At 60.7% G+C, this 13,483-nt stretch carries 10 protein-coding genes; 6 read left to right on the top strand and 4 right to left on the bottom strand.

Annotation, left to right across the window (positions count from 1 at the left end; all coding sequences use genetic code 11):
- Nucleotides 1-310: 310 nt before the first annotated feature.
- The 6 genes from ACYYKW_RS18040 (at nucleotide 311) to ACYYKW_RS18015 (ending at nucleotide 8,810) form a co-directional block, all read left to right on the top strand.
- On the top strand, nucleotides 311-1,471 hold the full coding sequence (locus ACYYKW_RS18040) for an efflux RND transporter periplasmic adaptor subunit (protein WP_464990717.1): 1,161 nt from the start codon (nucleotides 311-313) through the stop codon (nucleotides 1,469-1,471).
- Entirely contained in the window at nucleotides 1,468-4,569 is a 3,102-nt protein-coding gene (locus ACYYKW_RS18035) for a multidrug efflux RND transporter permease subunit (protein ID WP_464990716.1), read from the top strand. The genes ACYYKW_RS18040 and ACYYKW_RS18035 overlap by 4 nt, the downstream gene beginning before the upstream one ends.
- A gap of 8 nt (nucleotides 4,570-4,577) precedes the next feature.
- Nucleotides 4,578-5,255: a heavy metal response regulator transcription factor gene (locus ACYYKW_RS18030; protein WP_090286106.1), complete on the top strand. Its 678-nt coding sequence runs from the start codon at nucleotides 4,578-4,580 to the stop codon at nucleotides 5,253-5,255.
- Entirely contained in the window at nucleotides 5,245-6,609 is a 1,365-nt protein-coding gene (locus ACYYKW_RS18025; RefSeq protein ID WP_464990715.1) for a heavy metal sensor histidine kinase, read from the top strand. Before ACYYKW_RS18030 ends, ACYYKW_RS18025 begins: the two co-directional genes overlap by 11 nt.
- A 292-nt stretch (nucleotides 6,610-6,901) precedes the next feature.
- Entirely contained in the window at nucleotides 6,902-7,123 is a 222-nt protein-coding gene (locus ACYYKW_RS18020) for a hypothetical protein (protein WP_090288633.1), read from the top strand.
- 178 nt (nucleotides 7,124-7,301) lie between these two features.
- On the top strand, nucleotides 7,302-8,810 hold the full coding sequence (locus ACYYKW_RS18015) for a sensor domain-containing diguanylate cyclase (protein ID WP_464990714.1): 1,509 nt from the start codon (nucleotides 7,302-7,304) through the stop codon (nucleotides 8,808-8,810).
- A 203-nt stretch (nucleotides 8,811-9,013) separates the two neighbouring features.
- Here ACYYKW_RS18015 and lpxC read toward each other — a convergent pair whose 3' ends face one another.
- From lpxC to ACYYKW_RS17995, 4 genes are all read right to left on the bottom strand, one after another.
- Complete coding sequence (gene lpxC / locus ACYYKW_RS18010; protein ID WP_007916984.1) at nucleotides 9,014-9,925, bottom strand: UDP-3-O-acyl-N-acetylglucosamine deacetylase; 912 nt, start codon at nucleotides 9,923-9,925, stop codon at nucleotides 9,014-9,016.
- A 112-nt stretch (nucleotides 9,926-10,037) separates the two neighbouring features.
- Nucleotides 10,038-11,234, bottom strand: coding sequence for a cell division protein FtsZ (gene ftsZ / locus ACYYKW_RS18005; RefSeq protein WP_016986475.1), 1,197 nt, complete (start codon nucleotides 11,232-11,234; stop codon nucleotides 10,038-10,040).
- Nucleotides 11,235-11,337: 103 nt separating this feature from the next.
- Nucleotides 11,338-12,597, bottom strand: a complete 1,260-nt coding sequence (gene ftsA / locus ACYYKW_RS18000) for a cell division protein FtsA (RefSeq protein WP_007916987.1) — start codon at nucleotides 12,595-12,597, stop codon at nucleotides 11,338-11,340.
- A 15-nt stretch (nucleotides 12,598-12,612) separates the two neighbouring features.
- Nucleotides 12,613-13,479, bottom strand: a complete 867-nt coding sequence (locus tag ACYYKW_RS17995; protein WP_464990713.1) for a cell division protein FtsQ/DivIB — start codon at nucleotides 13,477-13,479, stop codon at nucleotides 12,613-12,615.
- Nucleotides 13,480-13,483 lie beyond the last annotated feature (4 nt).

Genomic DNA, 13,483 nt, shown 5'->3' with positions numbered 1-13,483 from the left:
AGCCAGACACAGCGGAAGGAGGTGCAGCGAAGCAAACCGTAGCCGCTGCGCCCGGATCGATCCCGGAGCGAAGGGACCCGAGCCTGCGAGGGCCGTACGCAGGAGCAAGCGTTTTTTGCTTACTTTTTTTGGCGCTTGTAAAAAAGTAAGTCGCCGTCAGGCGAAACCGCCAGCAGCCGCTACCGCAGCAACGGATAAACCCCCAAACGAAACTGACAGCGCTGTCAGCCAGCCGTCACCCTCCTGACCCCCAAACCCGTATATAAAGCTCCAATCTGCCCAAACTCCAAACCCATCGGCGCCACACCGCATGCGAATCGAAAAAAACAAAGCCCTGCTCGCCACCCTGCTCATCCTGCTGGCAGCCACAGGCCTCTGGTTTGCACTCAAACCCGCCCCGGCCAAACTCGCCGCCCCCAACGCCATCCCGGTGCGAGTAGTAACGGTCAGCGCCAAAGACGTCCCCCGCTACACCAGCGGCGTCGGCTCGGTCCTATCCCTGCACAGCGTGGTAGTGCGCCCACAGATCGATGGCATCCTCACCAAAATCCTCGTCAAGGAGGGCCAGTTGGTCAAAGCAGGCGACCTGCTGGCCACCATCGACGACCGCTCGATCCGCGCCAGCCTCGATCAGGCCCGCGCGCAACTGGGCGAAAGCCAGGCGCAACTGCAAGTCGCCCTGGTCAACCTCAAACGCTACAAACTGCTCAGCGTCGATGACGGCGTTTCGAAACAGACCTACGACCAGCAGCAAGCGCTGGTCAACCAACTGAAAGCTACAGCGCAAGGCAATCAGGCCTCGATCGATGCGGCGCAGGTGCAACTGTCCTACACGCAGATTCGCTCCCCGGTCACCGGCCGGGTCGGCATTCGTACGGTCGATGAAGGCAACTTCCTGCGCATGACCGACACCGCCGGCCTGTTTACCGTGACCCAGATCGACCCGATCGCCGTCGAGTTTTCCCTGCCCCAGCAAATGCTGCCAACCCTGCAAAGCCTGATCAACGATCCGCAGCGCGCGCCGGTCAAGGCCTACATCGGCGCTGACACCGATGGCGAAACCGCCAACCTGCTCGGCGAAGGTCATCTGACCCTGATCGACAACCAGATCAACGCCAACACCGGCACCATTCGCGCCAAGGCCGAATTCGCCAACGCCAGCCAGAAGCTCTGGCCCGGCCTGCTGGTCACGGTAAAAATTCAGACTGCCCTCGACAAGGATGCGCTGGTCGTACCGCCCACGGTCGTCCAGCGCGGCCTTGATCAACACTTCGTTTACCGGGTCAACGGCGACAAGGTTGAAGCCGTGCAGGTGCAGATGGTCTATCAGGGCAGCGGTCAGGACATCATCAAGGGCGTGAACGCAGGCGATGTATTGGTCACCGACGGTCAGTCCCGACTCAAGCCCGGCTCGACCGTGCAAGTCATGAGCGAACCGCCGCAAGTGGTGCAAGCGGAGCCGAGCCGATGAAGGCGCACAAAGGCGTCTCGACCTGGTGCATCGATCACCCTGTCGCGACCATTCTGTTGACCGTCGCACTGGTGTTGGTGGGCGTGATTGCTTTCCCGCGCTTGCCGATTGCACCGCTGCCGGAAGCCGAATTCCCCACCATCCAGGTGTCGGCGCAGTTGCCCGGCGCCAGCCCCGACACCATGGCGTCATCCGTGGCCACGCCGCTGGAGGTGCAATTCAGCGCCATCCCCGGCATGACCCAGATGACCTCGAGCAGTGCGCTGGGCTCGACCCTGCTGACCCTGCAATTCACGCTAGACAAAAGCATCGACACCGCCGCCCAGGAAGTGCAAGCGGCGATCAACACCGCCGCCGGCAAGTTGCCCAAGGACATGCCGACGCTGCCGACCTGGAAGAAGGTCAACCCGGCTGACAGCCCGGTGCTGATCCTCAGCGTCAGCTCTACGCAGATGCCTGGCACCGAACTCAGCGACCTGGTGGAAACCCTGTTGGCGCGTCAGATCAGTCAGATCGATGGCGTAGGCCAAATCAACATTACCGGTCAGCAACGCCCGGCGATTCGCGTGCAGGCTTCGGCGGACAAACTGGCGGCGATTGGCCTGACCCTCGCCGACATTCGTCTGGCAATTCAGCAGACCAGCCTCAACCTCGCTAAGGGTGCGCTGTACGGCGAGTCGAGCATTTCGACGCTGTCGACCAACGACCAGTTGTTCCATCCTGAGGACTACAGCCAGCTCATCGTTTCCTACAAGGATGGCGCCCCGGTGCACCTGCGCGATGTCGCCAAAGTCGTCAACGGTGCCGAAGATGCCTACGTGCAGGCCTGGGCCGGTGATCGTCCGGGGGTGAACCTGGTGATCTCGCGCCAGCCCGGCGCCAACATCGTCGAGACCGTCGACCGCATTCAAGCCGCCCTGCCCGGCCTCGAAGCCATGCTGCCGGCCTCGGTGCAGGTGAAAACCCTGATCGACCGCACCCAGACCATTCGCGCCTCGCTGCATGAAGTCGAAATCACCTTGTTGATCGCGATTCTGCTGGTGGTGGCGGTGATGGCGTTGTTCCTGCGCCAGTTGTCGGCGACGCTGATCGTCTCGGCGGTGCTCGGCGTGTCGCTGGTGGCCAGTTTTGCCCTGATGTACGTCCTCGGTTTCAGCCTGAACAACCTGACGCTGGTGGCGATCGTCGTCGCGGTCGGGTTCGTGGTCGACGATGCGATTGTGGTGGTGGAAAACATCCACCGGCATCTGGAGGCCGGCGACGACATGCGCGAAGCGGCGATCAAAGGCGCGGGCGAGATCGGTTTCACCGTGGTTTCGATCAGCTTCTCGCTGGTGGCGGCGTTTATTCCGCTGCTGTTCATGGGCGGTGTGGTCGGGCGGTTGTTCAAGGAATTCGCCTTGACCGCGACCTCGACCATCATGATTTCTGTAGTCGTTTCGCTGACGCTGGCGCCGACGCTGGCGGCGCTGTTCATGCGCAAACCGACGCACCACGCCCACGACAAACCGGGTTTCAGCGAACGCTTGCTCGGCTGGTATGAACGCGGCCTGCGCCGCGCCCTCGCCCATCAGAAGTTGATGATCGGGGTGTTCGGTCTGTCGCTGGCACTGGCCATCGGCGGTTACATCTTTATCCCGAAAGGTTTCTTTCCGGTGCAGGACACCGGCTTCGTCCTCGGCACCACCGAGGCGGCTGCGGACATTTCCTACGGCGACATGGTGAAAAAACACCTGGCGATGGCCGAAATCGTCGCCGCCGATCCAGCGGTGCAGGCGTTTTCCCATTCGGTTGGAGTCTCCGGCAGCAACCAGACCATCGCCAACGGGCGCTTCTGGATTGCCCTGAAAAAGCGCGGCGATCGCGACGTCAGCGCCAGCCAGTTCATCGACCGTATCCGCCCACAACTGATGAAAGTCCCAGGCATCGTGCTGTATCTGCGCGCCGGTCAGGACATCAACCTCAGCTCCGGCCCGAGCCGTGCGCAGTACCAATACGTGCTCAAGAGCAACGACGGCGCGACCCTCGCGACGTGGACGCAACGCCTGACCGAAAAACTGCGCAGCAACCCGGCGTTCCGCGACATTTCCAATGACCTGCAACTGGGCGGCAGCATCACCCACATCAGCATCGACCGCAGCGCCGCCGCGCGCTTCGGCCTGACCGCCAGCGATGTCGATGAAGCGCTGTACGACGCCTTCGGCCAGCGACAGATCAATGAGTTCCAGACCCAGGTCAACCAGTACAACGTGATCCTCGAGCTGGATACCAAACAGCGCGGCAAAGCCGAAAGCCTGAATTATTTCTATCTGCGTTCGCCGCTGAGTGGCGAGATGGTGCCGCTGTCGGCGCTGGCGCGATTCGATGCGCCGACCATTGGACCGCTGTCGATCGCCCACGACGGCATGTTCCCGGCGGCGAATCTGTCGTTCAACCTCGCCCCCGGTGTGGCGCTGGGTGATGCGGTGATTCTGCTCAATCAGGCCAAGGCAGAGATCGGCATGCCGACCGCGATCAGCGGCAATTTTCAGGGTGCGGCGCAGGCGTTTCAGAGTTCGCTGGCCAGTCAGCCGTGGCTGATTCTTGCGGCGCTGGTGGCGGTGTACATCATTCTTGGTGTGCTTTATGAGAGCTTCGTGCATCCGCTGACGATCATTTCGACATTGCCGGCGGCGGGTCTGGGCGCGGTGATCATGCTGTGGATCTGCGGGCAGGACTTTTCGATCATGGCGTTGATCGGGCTGGTATTGCTGATCGGCATCGTCAAGAAAAACGGCATTCTGATGATCGACTTCGCGCTCGAAGCGCAGCGCCAGCGAGGCCTGTCGCCGCAGGAGGCGATTTTCGAGGCGTGCATCACGCGGTTCCGGCCGATCATCATGACCACCCTCGCCGCCCTGCTCGGCGCCCTGCCGTTGATGCTCGGTTACGGCACCGGCGCCGAACTGCGCCAGCCGTTGGGGATCGCGGTGGTTGGCGGTTTGCTGGTCAGCCAGATGCTGACGCTGTTTACCACGCCAGTCATATACTTATGGCTCGAGCGGCTGTTCCACCGGCCCCGACCTGTGCCGGCAACGGCATTGGCGACCACAGACTGAGGCGGGCCATGCGCGTTCTGATTATCGAAGACGAGGAAAAAACCGCGGACTATCTGCACCGCGGCCTCACTGAACAAGGCTATACCGTGGACCTGGCCCGCGACGGTGTCGAAGGCCTGCATCTGGCGCTGGAAAGCGATTACGCGGTGATCGTCCTCGACGTCATGCTGCCGGGCCTCGATGGCTTCGGCGTGCTGCGTGCCTTGCGTGCGCGCAAGCAGACCCCGGTGATCATGCTCACCGCCCGCGAGCGCGTCGAGGACCGTATCAAAGGCCTGCGCGACGGTGCCGACGATTACCTCGGCAAACCGTTTTCCTTCCTCGAACTGGTCGCGCGTCTGCAAGCGCTGACCCGCCGCAGTGGCGGCCATGAACCGGTGCAAGTGAGCATCGCCGATCTGTGGGTAGATCTGATCAGCCGCAAAGCCACCCGTGCCGGCACCCGGTTGGACCTGACGGCCAAGGAGTTCTCGCTGCTCAGCGTGCTCGCCCGCCGCCAGGGTGAAATCCTCTCGAAAACCGCGATTGCCGAAATGGTCTGGGACATCAATTTCGACAGTGACGCCAACGTCGTCGAAGTCGCGATCAAACGCCTGCGCGCCAAACTCGACGGTCCGTTCGACGAGAAACTGCTGCACACCATTCGTGGTATGGGTTATGTGCTGGAGAGCCGTGGTGTCCAGTAACTCGATTGCCCTGCGCCTCAGCGGGATGTTTACGCTCGTGGCGCTGGTGGTGTTTGTTTTGATCGGCGGCGCGCTTTATCAACAAGTCGACAAGGGTCTGGGCCTGCTGCCCGAAGCCGAACTCGATGCGCGTTACAGCGTGCTCGAATCCACCGTCGGCCGTTACGGCACGCCGGAGCACTGGGTGAAAATCAACAACAAGCTCAAGCTGCTCGGCGAGGAAGACAAACGCATCAGTTTCTGGATCAGCAGCGGCAACCCGCAATACGAATACGGCAACCTCACGCCACAGATCCGCGCGGTCGCCAACGGCCCGCTGGGCATGCGTGACCTGCAACTGCCCGATCAGCCCGCTCCGCTGAAAGTGCTGGTCAGCCAGTTCCCGGCCAAGGACCAGCGTCCGCCGCTGCGCTTCATGATTGGCATCGACACCGAGACCTTTCACCAGACCCAGCACCAGTTGCTGATTGCCTTGGTCAGCCTGGCGGTCGTCGGCGTGCTGCTGGCGTCGGCGCTGGGTTATTGGGTGGCTCGGATTGGCTTGCAGCCGCTGATCAGACTGTCTCAGGAAGCCCAGCGTCTGGCGCCGCCACTGCGGGCCGGGCGCCTGCGTCTGTCGCCATTACCGCCGGAGCTTGAGCAGTTTGTCGAGTCGTTCAATTCGACGCTGGAGCGCGTCGAACTGGCCTATTCACGCCTGGAATCATTCAACGCCGACGTCGCCCATGAATTGCGTTCACCACTGACCAACCTGATCGGCCAGACGCAAGTGGCGTTGACCCGCGGGCGCTCTGCAGAGCATTACTTCGAAGTGCTGCAATCGAATCTGGAAGAACTCGAACGACTGCGCTCGATCATCAACGACATGCTGTTTCTGGCCAGTGCCGATCAGGGCAACAAGGCGACCCGACTCACCTCTACGTCGTTGGCCGATGAAGTGGCAACGACGCTGGACTATCTGGATTTCATTCTCGAAGACGCGCAGGTGCAAGTGCGGGTCAGCGGCGACGCGCAGGTACAGATCGAAGTCGCGCATTTGCGTCGGGCGTTGATCAATCTGCTCAGCAACGCGGTGCAGCACACCGAGCCGGGTGAGGTGATCGAGGTGTGCATCGAGATCCAGGAACATCAGGTGAGCATCGGTGTGGCGAATCCCGGATTGCCGATTGCCAGTGAACATCTGCCGCGTCTGTTTGAGCGATTTTACCGGGTCGATGCGTCGCGCCGTAATAGCGGCAACAACCATGGACTTGGGCTGGCAATCGTCAAGGCGATTGCGTTGATGCATGGTGGGGATGTGTTTGTGCGCAGTGATCGGGGGGTTAATACCTTTGGAATGCATCTGCCGATCTGAAAGACCTCACTCTAGCCCTCTCCCGGAGGGAGAGGGGACTGACCGCGTTGTTCTCTCGAGTTGCATCGACCTGAAATACCCAGTCGAACTCAAGTTCTGAAAAGCCCCCGATCAGCTCCCTTTCCCCTTGGGGAGAGGGCTGGAGTGAGGGGTTGCTCTTGGCTACACCGCAATCCTGGACTCTTACCTGCTGCGCAACAGTCATTTATGAAAATCACGCTGTTTCCCATCGCCCGGCAACCTTATCTTTGCCCGCACCAAACAGCACTCGCCAAGCGAGAAGGTTTTCAAGATGTCCAACAGTATGGGTATTGCCAGCGCGTTCGTTTTGTCCTCATTGTTCCTGTCGCCGATGGCGATGGCTGAAGAATCGCAAACATTCGTGGCGCACAATATCGCCCGCGCGCAAGCATTCGATCAGCATCAGGCCGAAGTGATGGCCAAGACCCAAGACGCCACGCAAGCCCCGCAGGCTGCCACTTCCCAGACTTCAGTCGGCGAAACCGACAGCTGAGTCGCGCACCGCACCACCGTTTCCCTCGACGCGGTTGTTTGGCTCTTCCCGTTCAACCGTCGTCATTGCAGGCCGCTGATTTTCAGCGGCCTTTTTTCGTTTTGGATTGCTCTCTCCACAGGGTTTTGTGGTGTGTGTTTAACTACGCTAAGAAGATCACCCCAACCGACATCTCATCATGATCGTAAGCCGTACCCCGTCTACCACGGGCAAATCCAAACGCCCCGAGCGGCTGCTGATCTGTGGCAGTCTGCTCAGCGTGATCGCGATTGTGTGCATCGTCACCTTCCTGCTCATCCGCGAGCACGCCAGCGCCCAGGAATCCGCCACTCGCAGCGCCACGACCATTGCGCAACTGATCGACGCCGATGTGCTGCGCACGGTCGAGCTGTACGACCTGACGCTGCAAGGCCTGATTGCCGCCGCGCAACGGGACGACCTGCAGAACGTCTCGCCGCAGATCCGTCATCTGGCGCTGTTCGACCGCTCGACCACGGCGCGTTACAAGGGCGATATCCTGCTGCTCGACACGCTTGGCAATGTCGTCGCCGACTCTTCGCGGGTCGAGCCGAAGCCGGGCAATTTTGCCGACCGCGATTATTTCCTCGCCCACGCCTTCAACCGCGACATCGGCATGTTCATCAGCCGACCGTTCCAGACCCGATGCGACTGCGATGAAGCCAATCAGTGGACGATCAGTTTCAGCCGCCGGATTTCCACGCAAACCGGCGAGTTTGCCGGCGTGGCCGTGGCGTCGCTGAAGCTCGATTACTTCGATCAATTGTTCAACAGCCTCGATATCGGTAAAGACAGCACGCTGAACATCATCAACAGCGATGGCGTGCTGCTCGCGCAGAAGCCTTATCTGCAGAGCGATTCGGTCGGCAAGAGCTTCGGCAACCGTCCAAATGTGGTGAAAATCCTCAGCGACAAGGACGGCAAAGGCAGTTTCACCAGCACCTCGAGCATGGATCAGCAGCAGCGCCTCTATACCTATTCGCGGGTCGGCAATTTGCCGCTGACGGTGATGGTCGCGCTGTCCAGCGACGAAGTGTTCGGCACCTGGCGGCGCACCGCACTACTGATCAGCGGCGCCACCGGTGTGTTGTGCGTGGGGTTGCTCTGGCTGACCTGGCTGCTCGCCCGCGAGCTGCGCTTGCGCCAGCGTGCCGAGCGCGAGCTGGCTCAACTGGCGGCCACCGACGATCTCACCGGCGTGGCCAACCGACGCATGCTTGATCAGACGCTGCGTCATGAATGGTTTCGCGCCCAGCGTTCGGGCCAGCCGTTGTCAGTGATGATGATCGATGCCGATCACTTCAAGGCGTTCAATGACCGCCACGGGCATCAGGCCGGGGATCAGGCACTGAAAACCCTGGCGCAGGTGATTGGCGAAAACGTGCGGCGCCCGGCGGATCTGGTCGCGCGTTATGGCGGTGAGGAGTTTTCCGTAATTCTGGCCGAGACCGACAGCCAGGGCGCGCAACGGATTGCCGAGAAGATTCGCCAGGCAGTCGAGCAACTGCCGCTGGTGGACGGGGCGGAGCGGGCGATGGCGGTGAGCATTGGCATTGCGACCTGGACGACGGCAAGCGAGATGACGCTGGAGCAGTTGCTGTTTGCGGCGGACAAGGCGTTGTATCAGGCCAAGGAAGGGGGGCGTAATCGGGTGGTGGTATCAACCTGAAGCCGTGCGGTGGAGGTGATGGCCCCATCGCTGGCAAGCCAGCTCCCACAAGGATTTGAGGTGTGCTGCAAATTTTTGCCTCACCCGTAAACCTGTGGGAGCTGGCTTGCCAGCGATGAGGCCAGTGCTGGCAACACAAAAACCAAGGGCATAAAAAAAGGCCATCCAGGGATGGCCTTCAAAAAACTAGAGAGGTTTTTTACTTACACGGCCGCAACCGGGCGCATGTAAGAGATCGGTGCGGTGCTGGCGTCTTCGAACGTCACCACTTCCCAAGCGTCTGTCTGCTCAATCAACTTGCGCAGCAGCTGGTTGTTCAGTGCATGACCGGACTTGAAGCCTTTGAACTCACCAATGAGGCTGTTGCCCAGCAGGTACAGGTCGCCAATTGCATCGAGGATCTTGTGTTTAACGAATTCGTCTTCATAACGAAGACCGTCTTCGTTCAACACGCCATCGGCGTCGACCACGATTGCGTTTTCAACGCTGCCGCCGAGTGCGAGGTTGTGCTTGCGCAGGTACTCGATGTCACTCATGAAACCAAAGGTACGCGCGCGGCTGACTTCTTTTACGAACGAAGTGCTGGAAAAGTCCACGCTTGCACTCTGGGTGCGGTCCCGGAAAACCGGGTGATCGAAATCGATCTCGAAGCTCACCTTGAACCCTTCGAAAGGCACGAAAGTGGCGCGCTTGTCGCCGTCTTCCACTGTCACTTCACGCAGGATGCGGATGAATTTCTTGGCGGCGTCCTGTTCTTCCAGGCCTGCCGATTGAATCAGGAATACGAAGGGTCCAGCGCTGCCATCCATGATCGGGACTTCGGACGCGGAGAGCTCGACGTAGGCGTTATCGATGCCCAGGCCAGCCATGGCCGAGAGCAAGTGCTCTACCGTGTCCACTTTGACGTCGCCATTGATCAGCGTCGTCGACATAGTGGTTTCACCGACGTTTTCCGCGCGGGCAGGAATCTGCACCACAGGGTCGAGGTCAGCGCGACAAAACACAATGCCAGTGTCGACAGGCGCAGGCTTGAGGGTCAGATAGACCTTCTCACCGGAGTGCAGGCCTACACCTGTGGCACGGATAATATTTTTCAGTGTGCGTTGTTTAATCATGGCTTGGGCCGCTTCAGCGCAAATTGCGAACTGGTATCAACAAAGGCTGGCGATGATAGCAGACCATGCCTTTGCTGAACACCAATCACCTTCATAGGCCTGATACATTCCATCAATCGGCCTGACGACGCAGGAATGCCGGGATGTCCAGGTAGTCCAGGTCATCTTGCGGATTCATCTTCGCGGCAGCCGCAGCACCGGCCTGAGCCTGGTTGCGCATGACGGTCGGACGGTCCAGATCACGGTAGTTCACCGCTGGCGCTTCCTGACGGGCCGGAGCCGGTTGTTGCACCTGCGCCGACGCCATGGAGGTGTGAACGGTGTTGTCGATGACCTTTACAGGCTTCTCGATTTTCGCGCCCAGACCGGTAGCAACCACGGTGACGTGCAGCTCGTCGCGCATGTCCGGATCGATAACGGTACCGACCTTGACCATGGCGTGCTCGGAAGCGAAGGCTTCGATGATGCTACCCACGTCGGAGTACTCACCCAGCGACAGGTCAGGACCGGCGGTGATGTTCACCAGAATGCCGCGTGCGCCCTGCAGGTTGACGTCTTCGAGCAGCGGGTTGCGGATTGCCGCTTCAGTCGCTTCACGTGCACGGTTCGGACCGCTGGCGCAGCCAGTGCCCATCATCGCCATGCCCATTTCGCTCATCACGGTACGCACGTCGGCGAAGTCGACGTTGATCATGCCCGGACGCTTGATGATGTCGGAGATACCGCGAACGGCACCGGCCAGTACATCGTCTGCCTTGGCGAAAGCCGACAGGAGGCTTGCGTCTTTACCGAGGATGGTCAGCAGTTTTTCGTTCGGAATGGTGATCAGCGAGTCGACGCTTTCCGAGAGCATGCGGATGCCTTCATCGGCGATCTGCATACGCTTGCGGCCTTCGAACGGGAACGGACGGGTCACGACCGCAACGGTCAGGATGCCCATTTCCTTGGCCACTTCGGCGATGATCGGCGCTGCACCGGTACCGGTACCGCCGCCCATGCCAGTGGTGATGAACACCATGTTGGTGCCCTGCAGCACTTCGGCAATGCGCTCGCGGTCTTCCAGAGCGGCCTGACGACCCACTTCAGGGTTGGCGCCCGCGCCCAGACCTTTGGTCACGCCGGTGCCCAGTTGCAGGATGGTCCGCGCGCCGATGTTTTTCAGCGCTTGAGCATCGGTGTTGGCGCAGATGAACTCAACGCCTTCGATGTTGCTCTTGACCATGTGATTGACAGCGTTGCCGCCGCCACCGCCGACACCGATAACCTTGATTACCGGGCTTGCGGGGATGTTGTCTACGAGTTCGAACATTTTCCCTCTCCTTACATTCTCTAGTTTTTTCGCCTACTGCTGTTTGTTGCGGTGTATCTACTGCAGTTGCTTGCCGCTTGAAGCTTGTCGCTTCAAGCTGCTTTTAAAAGTTGCCCTGAACCCACTTCTTCAAGCGGTCCAGCAACGGCGCCTGCGGCTCTTCGTTGCTGTAGCTGTCGCGGCTGCCGATACCGGAGAACGAAACCCCGTCGGACTGCTTTTGCAGGCCGTACATCAACAAACCAACGCCAGTGGAATAGATCGGGTTGCGCACCACGTCATCCAGGCCTTTGACGCCATGCGGTACACCGAGGCGTACCGGCATGTGGAAGATTTCCTCGGCCAGTTCAGTGGCGCCTTCCATCTTCGACGTGCCACCGGTCAGCACGATGCCGGCCGGGATCAGGTCTTCGTAGCCGCTGCGGCGCAGCTCGGCCTGGATCAGCGTGAACAGTTCGTCGTAACGCGGCTCGACCACTTCGGCCAGGGCCTGACGCGACAGTTCGCGCGGTGGACGGTCGCCAACGCTTGGTACCTTGATGGTTTCGCCGGCGCCGGCCAGTTTGGCCAGGGCGCAGGCGTAACGGATCTTGATTTCTTCGGCGTACTGGGTCGGGGTGCGCAACGCCATGGCGATGTCGTTGGTCACCTGATCACCGGCAATCGGGATCACCGCGGTATGCCGGATCGCGCCTTCGGTGAAGATCGCGATGTCGGTGGTGCCGCCGCCGATGTCGACCAGGCACACGCCCAGCTCTTTCTCGTCGTCGGTCAGTACCGAGTAGGCCGAGGCCAGTTGCTCGAGGATGATGTCGTCGATTTCCAGACCGCAGCGACGCACGCATTTTTCAATGTTCTGCGCGGCGTTGACGGCACAGGTGACCACGTGAACCTTGGCTTCCAGACGCACGCCGGACATGCCCAGTGGCTCGCGCACGCCTTCCTGGTTATCGATCACGTAATCCTGCGGCAGGGTGTGCAGCACGCGCTGGTCAGCCGGGATCGCCACGGCCTGAGCGGCATCCAGTACACGCTCGAGGTCCGCCGAGCTGACTTCGCGATCACGGATCGCGACGATGCCGTGGGAATTCAGGCTGCGGATGTGATTGCCGGCCACGCCGACAAATGCCGAGTGAATGCGGCAGCCGGCCATCAGCTGGGCTTCTTCGATCGCGCGCTGAATCGACTGCACGGTGGACTCGATGTTGACCACCACGCCCTTCTTCAGGCCACGGGACGGATGGGTACCGATCCCGACGATTTCCAGCGAGCCGTCGTCGGAGACCTCGCCGACCAGCGCCACCACCTTGGAGGTGCCGATATCGAGACCGACGATCATTTTGCCGCTTTGCACGTTTGCCATGGGTCCTGCCTCTTCTTAATTCTTTGCGACAGCGGGTTGGGCTGTCGTCGGCGCTACGGGTTCCCGCCAGCCAACAGCGAGGCCGTTGGCGTAGCGCAGATCGATGCGCGCAATGTTCGTAATCTGCTCTTTCAGCGTCTTGTCATAGATGGCGATGAAGCGGCGCATCTTTTCCACCAGGTTGCCGCGTCCCAGCAGCAACTCGATGCCGGGGCCGGAACTGCCAGCACCGGTGGTCAGGAACCAGCTGCCGCGTTCACGCAATTCCAGGCGTGCAATCGAAAAACCCAGCGGCCGCAGCATCTGGCTCAACACCTGGTACTGCTGCATCACTTGCTGCTGCGCCCGTTGTGGGCCGAACAGCTGCGGCAGATGTTCGTAGTTCGCCAGTTCCTTGGGCGTGAACGCCTGGCCCTGATTGTTGAGTAACGACTCGTCACCCCAACGCGCGACCGGCAGTTGCTCTTCGAGGCGGATCACCACTTGATCCGGCCACACGCGACGCACTTCGGCGTGGGCGATCCATGGCATCTGCTCAAGCTCGGTGCGCATCCCGGCCAGATCGATGGTGAAGAAGCTCGACGCCACAAATGGCGCGATGCGCTGCTGCACCGCCTGCTGGCTGATGTAGCTCAGGTCGCCCTGCACCGCGATCTTGCTGATCGGCCGGTCGGCGTACGGCAGCAGACGCTGCGCGCCTTCGTACGTACCGAAGCCCAGCGCCACCAGCAGCAGTGGCCAGAACAGACTTTTCAGAAAGCCGAAATTGGCTTTCGGCAGGCGCGCGGACATCGGCTCTTTCGCCACCATTCGGCTGGCGCCACGCGGCACCGGCTTGCGGCCGGGTGCGGGGGGCTGATGTCGCAGATGAGCGCCTTGCATGGTC

The organism is Pseudomonas sp. 15C (assembly GCF_055484735.1).
The sequence above is the reverse complement of the archived record's forward strand: the minus strand, read 5'-3'. Positions and strand labels throughout refer to the sequence as shown.

Coding starts and splice junctions, on each gene's coding strand:
- ACYYKW_RS18040 (WP_464990717.1), top strand. CDS start 311: ATGCGAATCGAAAAAAACAAAGCCCTGCTCGCCACCCTGCTCATCCTG.
- ACYYKW_RS18035 (WP_464990716.1), top strand. CDS start 1,468: ATGAAGGCGCACAAAGGCGTCTCGACCTGGTGCATCGATCACCCTGTC.
- ACYYKW_RS18030 (WP_090286106.1), top strand. CDS start 4,578: ATGCGCGTTCTGATTATCGAAGACGAGGAAAAAACCGCGGACTATCTG.
- ACYYKW_RS18020 (WP_090288633.1), top strand. CDS start 6,902: ATGTCCAACAGTATGGGTATTGCCAGCGCGTTCGTTTTGTCCTCATTG.
- ACYYKW_RS18015 (WP_464990714.1), top strand. CDS start 7,302: ATGATCGTAAGCCGTACCCCGTCTACCACGGGCAAATCCAAACGCCCC.
- lpxC (WP_007916984.1), bottom strand. CDS start 9,925: ATGATTAAACAACGCACACTGAAAAATATTATCCGTGCCACAGGTGTA.
- ftsZ (WP_016986475.1), bottom strand. CDS start 11,234: ATGTTCGAACTCGTAGACAACATCCCCGCAAGCCCGGTAATCAAGGTT.
- ftsA (WP_007916987.1), bottom strand. CDS start 12,597: ATGGCAAACGTGCAAAGCGGCAAAATGATCGTCGGTCTCGATATCGGC.
- ACYYKW_RS17995 (WP_464990713.1), bottom strand. CDS start 13,479: ATGCAAGGCGCTCATCTGCGACATCAGCCCCCCGCACCCGGCCGCAAG.